Below are 14,875 nucleotides of genomic sequence, written 5' to 3' on the forward strand. Positions count from 1 at the left end.
GATTAATGTTACAGCCAAAACGTACAAAATTCCGTAAAGTGCATAAAGGCCGCAACCGTGGTCTTGCAAACAGCGGTAACAAAGTAAGCTTCGGTTCTTTCGGCTTGAAAGCAACTGGTCGTGGTCGCATGACTGCTCGTCAAATCGAAGCAGCTCGTCGTGCTATGACACGTCACATCAAGCGTCAAGGTAAAATCTGGATCCGTGTGTTCCCAGATAAGCCAATCACTGAAAAGCCGCTTGAAGTTCGTATGGGTAAAGGTAAAGGTTCTGTTGAGTACTGGGTTGCTGAAATCCAGCCAGGCAAAGTACTTTACGAGATGGAAGGTGTTTCTGAAGAGCTTGCTCGTGAAGCATTCAACCTAGCTGCTCGTAAATTACCTTTCAAAACAACATTTGTAACTCGGACGGTAATGTGATGAAAGCTAGCGAACTTAAAGACAAAAGCGTAGAAGAGCTAAATGCTGAACTTCTAGAGCTACTACGTGAGCAGTTCAACCTGCGCATGCAGTCAAGCACTGGTCAGCTAGCTCAAACTCACGAGCTGAAAAAAGTACGTCGCAATATTGCGCGTGTTAAAACGGTTATCAACCAGAAGGCAGGTGCATAATGAGCGATAAGATCCGTACTCTTCAAGGTCGTGTACTAAGCGACAAGATGGACAAATCTATCGTTGTTGCAATCGAGCGTCAGGTGAAGCACCCGATCTACGGTAAATTCATCAAGCGTACAACTAAGTTGCACGCACACGACGAAAGCAACACTGCTAAAGCAGGCGATACAGTTACTATCCGTGAATGTGCGCCGATTTCTAAAAAGAAATCATGGACTTTAGTGGAAGTAGTTTCACGTCCTAAGCAAGCTTAATTTTAGTTTTAAACTAAATTAAACTTTGTTTTAAAAAGCCTCGACCTTGGTCGGGGCTTTTTGCGTGTAATAGGGTGTACTGTGAGTTTTTATCTACATAAAAGCTATGTAACCTCAGCTGCACATAAGTGAATTTGCCCAATAAAGCTATTTCGTTCATTCTCTTCGTTATTTATGTTTGTAATCGCCCGCTATTACTTCGCGAAAATGGCATGATATTGAATGCGTTGCTGCGTCTCTATTCTGAGCTATCAAAACTCTTATCCGTAGCTGAGGTTATGCAGTAATTGGGTTATGCTACCCGTTAATTATTTTGCGAAATAAAACTAGATACATACCCATCGTAAACTAAAATAAATTCTTCTTTTCTACTAGTGTTCTGGCACTGCCTACGCCGTTCTTTACAAGTTGTATACTAAATGTTAATTTCAAAACGCTTTTTGAGACACTAGGAGCGTGAAAATCAATGATAAAGCAAAAATCCAGTGTGCTAGTTAATACGCTAACTTTAGCTTCTGAAGAGTTTAATGATATAGAAAATCTACTGTTGAGCCATGGGCCAAATCAATGGAATTATTTGGCTCAAGATAGTATCAATATGCAGTTTGAGTGTATAAAACGTGGGCAAGCCAAAGCAATAGTTGCTAAAGATAACGCTAAAATTGTTGGGTTTGCCGCTATCTTATTCGCCAATGCTTGTCCGCCAGAGTTGGCGAAGTATACAGACTTAACACAATCTGCTTATATTGGTGATGTAGTAGTAAACAGTGCCTATAGTGGTAAAGGTTTAGGCTCAAAGCTCTTGGAAGAGGCGATACTCCAAGCGAAAGCAAAGCAACTTAAAACGGTACTAGTCGAGCGGCATGAAGAGAACCTAGCATCTGCTGGTATGATGAGGAAAGCGGGTTTTGAAATCGTTGAAACGTATTTCGATCCTGAACGTAGAGCCGTTGGCAGCAGGAATACAGTATTGTCACGGTACACAATATAACCTAAAGTGTCTCAAGAAGAAGCAATACGCTCTTCTTGAGACAATCAGGCTATTATTTTGTACTCGATTTGCTAAATCATTATCAATTCTTAGTATTTATATAACCCTGATTTAGAATAAGTTAATCGACGACAACAAATGCGGGCTGTGTTAAGCCAAGACTCGTGTTGATAGTAAATTGCTTAATTTCTTCCAGTGTATCTTGATATAGGCCCGTTAACATACCGATCCATGAATAGTCAGATGTGCCGACCACAGGCACTGTATTTCCAGCGAGCGCAAACTGGGTGTGTTGGCACTTATTTAACGAGCCCGTATTAACTGCATTTATAGCAGCTGTGTGTGGCATGCCATACCAAATACTCAATGTTAATTGCCTACTTTGTGCCAATTTATATTCAGGCACCTGATAAATAGGTGTTTTTTGTAAAGGTAGTAAGATCACATGGTGCAAAATATCTTCAGGCGCTAACTGATAAGCCAGTGCGACTTGTTCAACTACTGAGGCACCACCAATGCGGCCGATATTTGCATCAATTAAATAGGCGCTTTCATCTGTTGCTATAAACTCACAGTGAAAGTAACCATTTTTCAATTCAGCTCTTTGGGTTAATGTCTCTACACAAGCATGGCATCTTTGCACTGCAGCATCAGCCAGTTTTTCTTCAGCAGGAAATTGATTACTTACTTCTGTTGCTCCAATTCTACCGCGCAGGGATATGCCTAGCGAGTGAACTTGACCTTCGTGAATAAACCCTTCGAAGCTGACTAAACTGCCTTCAATTTTTTCTTGTAAAAGCCAGTCGGTACTTTCACCTAAATCAGCAGCTATCACTGATTCTTTGATAGTTTGTATGAGCTTGTCGTTATTGTTAATTATTTTAAACCCCAACGCGCCTGAGGATAAAGATGGCTTGATGATCAATTCACTTGCACTTGATTTGAATCCTTCAATTGCTGTTAAATTGCTTTCTTTGAAATCTACGCCCTGAGGGCAAAACTCTGGGACTAATGAAGATACATAAGATTTCTCACTTAAACGAGCGATGGCAGGTTCTGGATGGTCAAGATTATATTCTTCCCCTAACAGCTCGATAATGGGATACAGTTCGTCAAATACACCAGTAATTGCGACGGCGTTTTCAACGATACTAGGATTGTTCAAAAATAGCGTGCGTATTGCTTCAATTGATGTGATGTCCACACTGTGGCACTCACAACTTTCAAGTTCAGTACGAGACATGCCTGTATATTGCGTCGGGTCGATGAGAATGATGGGCTCATAACCCGCTTTACGTAAAGATTTTGGTAGGTACTTGGCGACTACACAGCCTACGCCAATTAAAATGATCTTTTTCATGATTGTTTCCTTTTCGCGCTCTAAGCTTTATTGGGAATGAGTTTGCCAGGGTTCATTATGTTCAGTGGATCTAAGCTTTGTTTTATTAAACGCATTAAAGCCAAGCTTTGGCCATGCTCTTGATGCATATAGTCTATTTTGCCTTGGCCAATGCCATGTTCCCCAGTACAAGTACCTTGCATTTCAATTGCGTATTCATTGAGTTTGCTAACCACAGCTTTTACTTTCTCGTGATCTGCTTGATTGTCTTGCTCAATCATGATCAACAAATGAAAGTTGCCATCGCCAACATGCCCAATTGTGGGCGCATTGAGCTGATATGACTCTACGAGCTGTTGTGCATATTCAATGGCGTCGGTTAAGCGAGAAATAGGTACACATACGTCTGTTGGGATCCCTACTTTGCCTGGGTAAAGTGCGTGAATTGCCCACCAAGCGTCATGTCTTGCCCGCCAGAGCTCTTTGCGCTTGTCCGGGTCTGAAGACCACTGAAATGCTTGCCCTGTTTGCTCTTGGTATAATTCACTAAATTGGGCGACTTGATTTTGGACGTGAGCCTCCGAGCCATGGAACTCTAAGAATAAGTGAATTTGTTCTGGTAATGTAAGATTGGAGTATGCATTACAAGCCTTCACTGAGTTCACATCAAGTAACTCGATTCGAGCACAGTCAATTTGCAAGTGATTTGCCATGATAACGGTTTGACTCGCTTCCTCAAGGCTTGAAAAAGAACAAACGCCACTGACTGTGTGCTCTGCAATAGGGTAGAGCTTTAAAGTTAACTCCGTGATGATGCCCAAAGTCCCTTCTGCGCCGACAAATAGGTTAGTTAAGTCATAGCCTGAAGATGACTTTTTAGCTCGGTTACCCGTTCTGATGATTGAACCATCACTCATAACTACTTCAAGTGCTATCACATTTTCTTTCATAGTGCCGTATTTGACCGCGTTGGTACCGGATGCTCTTGTTGATGCCATACCACCTAAAGAGGCGTTTGCCCCCGGGTCAATGGGGAAAAACAAGCCAGTATGGCGTAAGTCGACATTAAGTTGCTCCCGTGTTACACCTGGCTGGACTACCACTTGCATGTCTTCGTGATGAATTTCCCTAACGGAATTCAGTTGTGAAACATCAATAGAGATGCCGCCCAAAGGCGCATTGAGTTGCCCCTCCAGTGAACTACCTGCACCAAATGGAATTATGGGCACCTGATACTGGTGGCATAATTTAACAATTTTGCTCACCTCTTCAGTACTTTCGGCAAATATGACCGCATCTGGTAGTTGTTTATTCAACCAAGTTAATGATTGGCAATGCTGCTCTCTCACTGATTCATTTTTACTTACACGAGAGCCAAAATCAGACTCAAGCAAGCTAAGTAAGGTTAAAAAATTATCTTTATTCATCGTTCTAACTTTTCTCAATGTTTGAGGCTGACGTATGCTGATATTTTGAAAGTACAGTCATAAATTGCTCATTTTGCTCAGCTACACCTATGGTGAGCCTCAGGCAATGGGAGAGCCCATAACCATTTAATGGACGTAATAGCACTTTATTGTCGAGTAAGAACTGAAAAACACGTTTGGCCTCATGTTCATCTTTGAAGCTGATTAAAATAAAATTGCCCGCAACTTCGCCAACTTGAAACCCTTGTTGGCGGATAAACGGGACTAACACTTTTAGCCAATGGCGGTTGTGTTCACGAATTGTGTGAAGGTGCTCATCATCATCAATGGCTACACAGGCAGCTTTCAAAGCGGGAAGAGAAATATTATAGGGACCTCTGGCACGTTCTAACAAATCACTGATTTGTGAGCTTGAATATGACCAACCTATTCGTAAACCCGCTAATCCAAAAATTTTAGAGAACGTCCTCAGAACAATAATATTGGGGTGCGCATCAACTAAGTCTAGACCGTCTGTATACATGCTATCGTCCATGTATTCGGCGTAGGCTGAATCAAGCACGAGTGGTATGTGTTCAGGCACTTGTTGTGCTAAATGGATAATTTGCTCTCGGGATAAAGTAGTACCCGTTGGGTTGTTTGGATTCGCGACAAAAATAATAGCCGTATTGTCTGTGATGGCATTAAGGATGTCATCGACTTGCACTGTGTAATTAACGGACTTGGCCGCCACGGGTGTGGCGCCAATGCGAATAGCATTAATCGCGTACATAATAAACCCATACTCTACATGTAGCACTTCTTGCTTGGGCGTGGCGAAAATACGGGTCAATAGGGTGATCAGTTCGTCGGAACCGCACCCTAATACGATACGCTCTGGATCAAGCGAGTATTTATTCGCTATCTTCGTTTTCAAAGCCGCTCCCGTACCATCAGGGTAGCGCCAGATAGCTTGGCTTGCATCTTGATAAGCTTGCAGCGCTTTTGGTGACGGGCCTAACGCACTTTCGTTGGCTGATAAGTCAATGAGCTCACTGTCAGACTCGCTCGTAGGCAAGTCTGATAAGTATTTTGGCGCCTTTGTCGCGCCAGGTGAAGTATTTAAATTAAGTTGTTTCATTGCAGGCTCTTAAATATTTGCATTCTTGGTAAGCACATTTGCGACGATGGCCTCAATGTAATCAGTGATTGTTTTATCGCTATCAGAGTACGGCACATATTGGCGTGTTTTGTCATACAGTACCTGAGTCGCGGTACTCAATTTACCTTTACCCCTAATATCGACAGCTTGGCATGCACAAAGCAGCTCAAATGCCATAACATACTTTAGGTTTTTCATTGCTTCGCGAGCGCGTCTTGCTGCAACTAAGCCAAATGACACGATGTCTTGGAAATCGCCGGTACTGGTTAACGATTGGATAGACATGGGCATACATGAAGCACGAGATTCCGCTGTAATCGAAGCGGTCATGAATTGACCACCCATTAGGCCTAATCGTAAACCAGGGTTATCAGCACATAGAAACGCAGGTAAGCCATTGCTATTGGATTTATCCATATAACGGTCGATGCGTCTGTTTGATAAGTTCATTGTGGTGACAAGGGAGATGTTCAGGTGATCCATTGCCATTGCGATGTATTGCCCATGGAAATGACCATTGTGGAACACTTCTTCAGCATCGGGTTCAATAAGCGGGTTGTCATTTGAAGAGTTAAGTTCGTTCTTCAAAGTTTCTTTAATCTGTTTTAGGTTATCAATAACAGGACCTAAAATTTGAGGTGTACAACGAATAGAGTAGGCATCTTCAATCTGATGAGTACTTGATTTAACTGAGCCGTCCATCTCTTGGGAGATCATCTCTTCAACTTCTTGCTCATTGACAGCCATTGTCGAGTCAGCCAGCTGATCCCAGATAGTTTGCGCAACTTCTAATTGCCCTAAGTGAGGTTTCATTTTGTGAACTCTCGGGTCAAATGGCTTAGTTTTGCCATGTAAGCCTTCAAGCGATAGTGATGTAATGGTCAGATACGTATCGAGTAGATGTGTTGCCTCATCGTACAGCAAGGTACCAAGACCGACCATGTTCGAAGTACCGTTGATCATGGCAAGGCCTTCTTTGAAACTCAGCTTCATAGGCTTGATACCGGCTTTTTCAAGTGCCTGCGCACCTGTCATTTCTACACCTTCAAAGCGTGCTTTCCATTGGCCTGTGCACACTAAGGCAATGGCTGCAAGTGGACCAAGGTCGCCACTTGTGCCTAAGGAGCCCTTTTCAGGTACGCATGGGACAACGCCTTTGTTATATAGATCGATTAGTGTATTGAAGTTCTCGATAGAAATTGCTGAATTACCGCGTGATAGAGAGACAATACGCGATAGCATCGTGGCTCTGACCGTTGTATCGTCAAAATAGCTACCCACATTGGTAGCAACAGCATTGATTAGGTTATTTTGTAGCTCATTTGCTTTGTCGATAGGCACCATGTAATTTACAAAGCCGCCCATACTTGTGTTAACACCGTAGATAACACGGTCTTCTTTGACCATGCCTTCGAGTATTTGGCGTGATCGCTTTACGCGAGCAACAACTTGCTCATCCAAAGTCACCGGCAAATGCAAAATTGCAGCACGAGCAAGCTCTTCTAACGTAACTTGTGTATTTGGCTTGATATTGAAGTATTCGTTCATTGGATGTGCCGCATTTAGGCCATCTGTTAGTCCTGAACTTCCGTCGTTGAGGTTAAAATTTTTGTACATAATTTTTCCTTATTATAAATTTTGGGTGTGCGTGTCCGACGCTTAAACAAAAACGTTATTAATAATTTGATTTAAAAGATTTTTTAAGTTTTAGCTGTTCGCTAGTAGTGATACCAAGATTCTGCGATCTCCCTCAAATGAAGTACGACCATGGGCATAAATCATATTGTCCAAAATCAAGATTTCAGATTGATTAAGTTCAACATTGATCTCAATTTGCTTGAGTACCGAGTAAATCTCTAACGAGACTTCATCTTCTATTTGCTCGCCGTTGCCGTAAAAAGCTTGATCTAGCATTTCGGGGTGATTTTCTCTAGCTGCTTTTAACTCGTTATAATCATCGATACGGCCATCTTCTTTTGCCCACTCCATCATGCAGATTGATGAAAAAAAGTGAGCTTGATTAAACCAGATCTCCTCACCGCTGGCTGGGTGAGTTCGACAGGCGGGTAAAATTTCTTGCCAAAGTTGTAATGTGTCTGATTCTATCCACTGCGCAGACCAACCTTTTTCCTTAACAAGCCTATCAACTTCATTTTTATCATGGGTGCCGAATACCTCTGACCAAAGCTTCTTAACCCCAGGCTTTTTGTGTTGAGTTGCTTCTGATGGCAATGTACGTCTTAGCTGTACGCCGTGACGAGCGAATTTTTCAAGTGTAGAAGGGCTTATCATCGATTTGACTTTGCGCATGTCTCCTATGGTGGAAAATCCAGATCCTTTTAATGCTGGTTGCTCGCAAAAAAACGAAATTCTATCGGGCGGATCTAGGGTATAAGCCATTTCCTGATGAAGAGGTATAGACCAGTTTTTAGCTAACTTTGTAGCTTCAAAAACTTTGCCTTTGACAGCTTCTCTTGGCGAAGTTCCACCTATATAGTCTCGTAACTTTGGATTGAATGTTTTAATTGTTTCTTCAAAGTCTTTTGCATTATTGATGATATTGCCAGAGTCAATCAAGATGGCACCATGCTGATTAAGAATATCATTGATGCTTTCGCTGTTGTCGAGTAGGCACTGTTGTAGTGAAGCAACATCTTTCACTGTTTTGGGGTCTAGTTCAAAGCGATGTAGCCCCAATTCATTAATGCTTTCGTTACTCATTTTTACACTTTCCTTAAGCTAGTTTGACAGTATTTCCTTTGCCATAATGGGCAAGATAAATAATATTATTAATGTTGAGAAAATCATTCCGCCGCTCATCGCAATGCCAAGCGGTTTTAAAATGTCGCCACCACTGCCTGCGCCAATGGCCAATGGCAGCATGCCAAGCAGGGTTGTTAAACTGGTCACTAAAATAGGGTTAACTCTTGATTGTGCTGCTTGCACTATCGCTGTATCTGTATCTTGGGTTTTTGAGGCATAGTTATAAAAGTCGATAAAAATAATTGAACTGTTAACACAGATCCCGCAAAGCATGATGATAGCAATCATTGAGTTCATCGAAATATTGCTGTCGAAAAGATATAAAGACAGTACGGCACCAGAAATGCCGATAGGAATTGCAGAGCACACAACCAAAGTTTGCGCAATGGAACGATATTTAAACAGTAGTAATATGAAAATCAGGATAACTGAAGTAGTCAAAGCAAAAATTAAGCTTGATACTGACTCTTCCACCTCGCGGTTATCATCTAAAATTGAAAATAGCGTTTGCTTTGACGACCTTGGGTTGTGTGCTAACTGAAGTAAATCTTTGGCATTAACCCCTTTGTTAAGCCATACGTCGAGCAAAAATATTTCTTGGTTATTTTTGCTGTAGTAGTAGCGCCAACCTAAGTCTTTTGTCACTGTGATGAAGTTTCTCAAATAGATAATTCGCCCTTCAAGCTCCAAAGGAACGTTGAGAATGTCGTCTAGCTGAGTTTGTTCATTGTGCTTTAACTCAAGGAAAATCGGCGTTTCTAAATTATTAAGCTCTATATAAGCTTTAAATTTCTTTTCAAAAAGAAGATCGAGATAAGTTAGAATATCTTTTCTAATTTCGATTAAGTCAGCACCAGAGAAGACTTTAGCGGCCCATTGCTCATCATACTCAATAAGTAGTTGCTCAGCTTGGATCAGTTTAGGGCGCTCTATCACTCTTTTTGCAAACCCTTCATCGCGTAGTCGGCGCACTAAGGTACGCATATTCTCGCGACGAGCCTGCTTAGAGTCACCGTTTATGATTAGGCGATAATCAGGGTATTCAGGTACCGGAAACTTGGATGTGACCCACGGCTCTATACTAATGCTGTAGTCATCATTGCTATGGATAGTGCTACGTAGGGTTTCTAGTACATAGTCACTATGCTCAAAATGTGTTAAATGTGCCGAAATATAGGCGACATTAGCGCGTATATCTGTGTAGTAAAACTTTACGTAGTCAGAAACATTCAGCGCCATTTGCTCGCGTATTGACTTAAGCATTTGCTCTTTTGCCAAAATACTTACACTGTCTCGTTTGAACTCAACACTCACATCGACTATGGTCGCTTTGGGCATTGCAATGATTTCTTTTTTTAATTCTGTAACTAATGTGATTGGAAACAAAGACAGCACAAAAAGCGCAGCTAAGGCGGTGCGACCGACGCTTCTTCTGTTCAAAAAGAAAATGATAAAATAGCTGTATAATTTAACTAAGAGTCCCACTTTGGGGGCTGATGCTTGTTGCGCTATGTGCCTACGTTTGTTGCCAAATAGCACGATATAAAGTGAAGGCAACAACACTAAACTGATGAACGTTGAAGCACTGATGATTGAGATGACGACTATGGATAAATCCCTTAAGCTCAGTGACACTAATGGGGCTGTGAAAAGTAGGGGAGCAAACACTAAAACGGTTGTTAATGCAGCAAAGATAATAGAGCCTTTTACTTGCTCAAGTGCACTGACGATTATAGAAAATTTATCAGAGTGACAGGCTGATTGCTCGGCCATTTTTCGGCTAATGCTATCTATGACAACAATCCCTGCATCAATGGCCATACCAATTGAAATACTCATCGCGCCAAGAGAAAGTAAATTGACTCCAACATCAAAAACTTTCATTAAAACTATGCTGATAGCTAATGAAAAAGGCATGATCAAGCAAGTAATGAAGGTTTTCTTTAAGGAAGAAAAAAACACTAAAACGAGTAAGGAAGAAACCAGCATTCCGATGAGTAGGGCATATAAGACGGTTTCTATCGCCTCCCAAATAAAGATAGAGGGGTGATTGAGAATAATGACTTTTCCCATTCCTGCCGTTGCTTGACGCACTTTGCTTACAAACGCATTAGATACTTTGTATAGGTTTGCTTTAGGAAAAGGGGCAATGGCGACAGCGATAGTGTCATCATCATTGAGTTTGAGTACACGAGTAAGGTCATCAACTTCATGCTGAACTTTTGCAACATCCTTTAAATAGATAGGCACATGCTGTTTTGAACCCACCACTAAGTGCGACAATTGCGCTATGGACGTGAATTTTTGATTCATTTGTACGATGGACTTGCCTCGCCTATCAACTCGGTACTTACCTACAAACTTATTAAATTCACTATTTTTAATGGCAGTTTCGATATCAGTAATATCTAAATCATGTTGAATTAACGCATAAGGGTCTACAGAAATTGTGACACTACGCTGACCAATTCGAGTTAGGTAACTATTTGAAACACCATCCATTTGTGCCAGCTTAGGAATGAGGTTATTCTCTAAATGACGACTGAGCGTCTCAACAGGGACTTCGGTGGCTTGAACAGCGACGTAGCTTTCAGAGCCCGGGTTGTAAATATCAACAGAAGGTGGTGGCAAGTCTTTATCTAGTTGCCCCGCATAATATGAAATGACAGAAGTGACATCTCTTAGTGCTTGCGTATTGTCAGTGTTCCACTCAAATTCAATATCGAAACTCGCTTGACCACTGCTATAGATAACTTCTATCTCTTTTGCATTTTCAACAACTTTGAGGCTCGTTTCTATTTTTTTCCCCCAGACATCCATGAAGGCTTCGACGTCATGCTTAAAGAATACTTTGGCACGAACTGCGGTTTTTTGCACATTGGGGTACAAAGAAATTGGCAGATGCTCAAGCAATAGTAAGCCCATCACGGCAGCGAAAATACTGCTCATGATAATTGCTTGATGTCTACTCAGGATCTTTTCCATCAGTACGATTGCACCTTAGCCTCTTTAGCGTCACTGAGTTGCAGTCGGCTTGCTTCAAAGAAGTTGTGAATAACGGTATCGTCGACTTTTAAACCTTCGAGTACTTCTAGCTTATTGCCAAACTTACGACCAGTTTTTATTGTTTGCTTGCTCAGCGTCCCCTTTTTTGTGATGGTGTATACGGCATTTGCGTTGCTAGATATCGCTTTAGCATCAACTAAAAGTATTTTCTCTTTGTCTTCTTTAAATAAAACCTGAGTGATCATGCCTGCGCGGATCGTACTTTGGCACTGCCTATCGCAATGAAAGTGTGCCTCTACCAAAAATTGCCCCCAATTTTCTTGGTTTGAGTCATGGATAAAAACCTCATTGGTAGAGACTTCTTCACTATTACCAATAAGGTCCGGCATAATATGAAGTGTATCGAGATTGCCAATTCTTAATAAATCCTTCTGGCTCAAATAAAACTTAACCATGAACTGACGTTTATTGACTAGAATGGCGATATTCTCGTTCTTTTTGACCTTATCACCCGCTTTGAATGCAACACCGGATACGGTGAGCTCATCATTATTTGCAAGAATATCAAAAGGCTGAAAGCCAACTTCTTCGGTAGACACAACCGTCGCTAACCGTTGCCCTTGTTTCACAGTTTGACCTGGTTTGACGGCCAGCGTTTTGATCAGACAGTTGAAGTGGCAATAGATTTTTTGATAATCCACATACTCTACGGTGCCAACAAAAGTCACTGGTTTAAACACTTCAGTTAATCGAAGTTGTATGGTTTGAGCTTGTTCGGCATGGACATGCTCTGCGGGGATTTGCTCAGCATGAACTCTAAGAGGCAGTAGCATCAATAAGATAACCGCATAGGAATGTAGGTACCTCATAAGAAATGTGCGTGCTTTGCGACTCAATTTAAAGTTACACATTGATAGACAAACTCTGCTTACTAGGGCTGATTTTTACAATGAATATCATGGCTAACAAAATAGCTAATCCACTCATTAGTGCAGCGAAAAAGATCAAGTGAGAGAAAGACATATCAAACGCACTTGCCCCAGCAAGGATGGCAATGGAAGTGACTATAGAAGTCGCTACACCTTTAAATGCGATGACTTTACCGGCGACATGGACTGCGTAATTCTTTTGTATATATGAATTGAAGAAGATAGTTGAGAGGGTAACACAGCAACCAAAGCATACAATTGTGATTACTCTAAGCACACTTGGCATTTCAAAATTGAATAAGCCAAACATCATTAAGGTGCTCAAAGGCGATAAGAGAATTAGCCATTCACTGAGTACATCTCGTGTGACATACTGTTTGAGGTACACAGAAATAATGACTGCACCAACAGCATATGCGGCATCATAAATACTCAAATAACGCGCAAGTCCATTGTGAAAAATATCCACGATAGGTGGCAGTGACAAGTTAAAAAGTGCAACCGCTGTATAGTCAAAAGTACTGAGTGAAATTAAAAATAAGAAGCCATGGGCACTGATTATTGATTTGTAAAATGCATGATTAGAGATTGTATCTTGCTCTTTCTTCGCACCTACCGTCTGTGTGTTCCCAACAGTCACAATGCGAGCGTAAAAAAACAAGGACAGCAACGAGAATAAAGTTAAAGCGAGATACACTTCAAACAGCCCAGCTAGCTCCATAATTGCAGCTGCAACAGCTAATCCACTTAGCTGACCGCAATGAAATGCAATTTGAACTTTGCCATTTTCTTTGGTCAAGTTACGGTTTTGTGAGAGCTGAGGAATGAGTACAAATACGGTCATCTTGAGTATGGGGTTGAGTAAATTAAAAGCGATAGAAGCGCTTAATACTAAATACAAGTTGACGCTCAAAAACCAAGAACAAATAAGACTCACAGCAAATAGCGATACGACTAAGAGCATACAAGTCTTTAATACCCTTTCAGCCCCAAAACGGTCGATTCTGTCACCGATATAAAATGGGATAATAAACGATGAAAATGCACTGACGATAAAGGTTAATCCGAAGGACCAAATTTGACCTGTGACTTCAAAAGTATATTTGGCGACACAAATTAACAATGCTGCACGCACTACATTAATAAAAAACTCTCCAGCTATAAGGTGTTTAGTCACGCGTATTGCCCTTATCGCTATATTGTATTTCTATCTGGCTTAAAACCTGTTCAAACTGATGCGCCAGTTGCTCCCTGTTCGAGCTGACCATGTAAACATAACCCAATCTATCTGCACTGTTGGTGAAAGCTTTTATATGATCCCCCACTTTTTTGTTTATTTGGATCTCAGCTTTAAATGGATTGTTTTTTACGCTTTCACTTAAGTTAATCGCGCTAATCTGGGTATCAAAACATTGTGGAATTAAGTATTGAATAGTGCAGTAATGATGATATTGAATGTCGGCCAACTCAGCCTCCAATTGCGCTGAGCAAACACCGGCTTGTTGCATCGTTGTTAGTTTGTATAGGTCAATGCCTGTTGACGCTTTAACCATATCTGGAATTTGATCGCCGCCCAAGCGGGTGTGCGTCTCTATTATTTTGGGGCCAAATTGAGAAAGTTTAATTTCAGTATGTGCTGGACCATTTTCAAGCCCAATGAGGTTAAGAAACCTAAAAATATACGCTTGTATATCGCTTTTTTCTTGTAGAGAAAGCTTCGCCGGAAATGAATGTGCCAGTTCAATATGGCTGTTAGGCTCTATGGTTTTTGCTGTCGCGCCCAAAAAATAATGTTTACCATCAATGCTAAAGGTTTCAACGCTATACTCGGGGCCGTCAAGATAAGACTCAACAATAGATGGAAAGATGAAGTCCTCAACGTTGGACAAGTCATCTTGAGTGTTCACTTTTTTTATTGCTAAGCTGCCCGCGCCATCAACTGGTTTTACTATCCAATCGCCGGCTGGGTGTGAAGCCAAGAACTGCTGTAAGGCACTTTTTCGTTCAACGACTTGGGCTGTTACTTTAAATTCGTCGTGTTGTTGCAGCGCCTCGCGCATTTTAAATTTATTTCTGGTCAAGCTAAGTAAGCGTTCATTCACAACAAAATCTAAGTGGAGCTTTTGACATAAGTGAATGGCTGCAAGCTGTAGTGCATCATGAAAGCAAAAAACAGCGTCTATAGGGTCTTTTTCGTGTATTGCATAAGCGATAGATACGATATTGTTATGTTCATCTGCATCACTGAGCAAGATGAGCCTTTGGCTTTTAGCTGTGATATCACTTGCCACTGAAAGTGATTTTTTGTTGATCCAAGTGACTCTATAATCACAGTCGTACAGATAGGTATGGCAGCTTCTAATACCGCCAATAATTAATGCGTGTTTTTTAGTCATTTTTTAATTCAACTTC

13 protein-coding genes are annotated in these 14,875 nt (G+C 41.3%); 4 read left to right on the forward strand and 9 right to left on the reverse strand.

What is annotated here, in order from left to right:
• Positions 1-5: 5 nt before the first annotated feature.
• The 4 genes from rplP (at position 6) to ACW689_RS09905 (ending at position 1,858) form a co-directional block, all read left to right on the forward strand.
• Complete coding sequence (rplP, locus tag ACW689_RS09890) at positions 6-419, forward strand: 50S ribosomal protein L16 (protein WP_070986409.1); 414 nt, start codon at positions 6-8, stop codon at positions 417-419.
• Positions 419-610 (forward strand): 50S ribosomal protein L29, encoded by a 192-nt coding sequence (gene rpmC, locus ACW689_RS09895; RefSeq protein WP_476291042.1) that lies wholly within the window; start codon positions 419-421, stop codon positions 608-610. The genes rplP and rpmC overlap by 1 nt, the downstream gene beginning before the upstream one ends.
• Positions 610-867, forward strand: a complete 258-nt coding sequence (gene rpsQ, locus ACW689_RS09900) for a 30S ribosomal protein S17 (protein ID WP_070986407.1) — start codon at positions 610-612, stop codon at positions 865-867. The genes rpmC and rpsQ overlap by 1 nt, the downstream gene beginning before the upstream one ends.
• Before the next feature lie 466 nt (positions 868-1,333).
• Complete coding sequence (locus ACW689_RS09905; RefSeq protein ID WP_476290832.1) at positions 1,334-1,858, forward strand: N-acetyltransferase family protein; 525 nt, start codon at positions 1,334-1,336, stop codon at positions 1,856-1,858.
• A 121-nt stretch (positions 1,859-1,979) separates the two neighbouring features.
• Here ACW689_RS09905 and ACW689_RS09910 read toward each other — a convergent pair whose 3' ends face one another.
• The 9 genes from ACW689_RS09910 to ACW689_RS09950 all read right to left on the reverse strand — a co-directional run bounded on the left by ACW689_RS09910 (position 1,980) and on the right by ACW689_RS09950 (position 14,859).
• Entirely contained in the window at positions 1,980-3,218 is a 1,239-nt protein-coding gene (locus ACW689_RS09910; RefSeq protein ID WP_476290834.1) for an ATP-grasp domain-containing protein, read from the reverse strand.
• Positions 3,219-3,238: 20 nt separating this feature from the next.
• Positions 3,239-4,624: an FAD-binding oxidoreductase gene (locus tag ACW689_RS09915; RefSeq protein WP_476290836.1), complete on the reverse strand. Its 1,386-nt coding sequence runs from the start codon at positions 4,622-4,624 to the stop codon at positions 3,239-3,241.
• Positions 4,625-4,628: 4 nt separating this feature from the next.
• On the reverse strand, positions 4,629-5,744 hold the full coding sequence (gene hisC, locus ACW689_RS09920; protein WP_476290838.1) for a histidinol-phosphate transaminase: 1,116 nt from the start codon (positions 5,742-5,744) through the stop codon (positions 4,629-4,631).
• Between the two features lie 9 nt (positions 5,745-5,753).
• Positions 5,754-7,382 (reverse strand): phenylalanine aminomutase (D-beta-phenylalanine forming), encoded by a 1,629-nt coding sequence (locus ACW689_RS09925; protein WP_476290840.1) that lies wholly within the window; start codon positions 7,380-7,382, stop codon positions 5,754-5,756.
• Positions 7,383-7,472: 90 nt separating this feature from the next.
• A complete protein-coding gene (locus ACW689_RS09930; RefSeq protein WP_476290842.1) occupies positions 7,473-8,486 on the reverse strand; it encodes a TauD/TfdA family dioxygenase in 1,014 nt (337 codons plus the stop codon).
• Between the two features lie 18 nt (positions 8,487-8,504).
• A complete protein-coding gene (locus ACW689_RS09935) occupies positions 8,505-11,513 on the reverse strand; it encodes an efflux RND transporter permease subunit (RefSeq protein WP_476290844.1) in 3,009 nt (1,002 codons plus the stop codon).
• Entirely contained in the window at positions 11,513-12,403 is an 891-nt protein-coding gene (locus tag ACW689_RS09940) for an efflux RND transporter periplasmic adaptor subunit (RefSeq protein WP_476290846.1), read from the reverse strand. The genes ACW689_RS09935 and ACW689_RS09940 overlap by 1 nt, the downstream gene beginning before the upstream one ends.
• A gap of 34 nt (positions 12,404-12,437) precedes the next feature.
• Positions 12,438-13,640, reverse strand: coding sequence for an MFS transporter (locus ACW689_RS09945; RefSeq protein WP_476290848.1), 1,203 nt, complete (start codon positions 13,638-13,640; stop codon positions 12,438-12,440).
• The gene (locus ACW689_RS09950) at positions 13,633-14,859 is read right to left on the reverse strand and encodes an ATP-grasp domain-containing protein (RefSeq protein ID WP_476290850.1); all 1,227 of its coding nucleotides are present in this window, start codon (positions 14,857-14,859) and stop codon (positions 13,633-13,635) included. Before ACW689_RS09950 ends, ACW689_RS09945 begins: the two co-directional genes overlap by 8 nt.
• Positions 14,860-14,875 lie beyond the last annotated feature (16 nt).

The organism is Pseudoalteromonas sp. ABE4_541, from assembly GCF_056312285.1.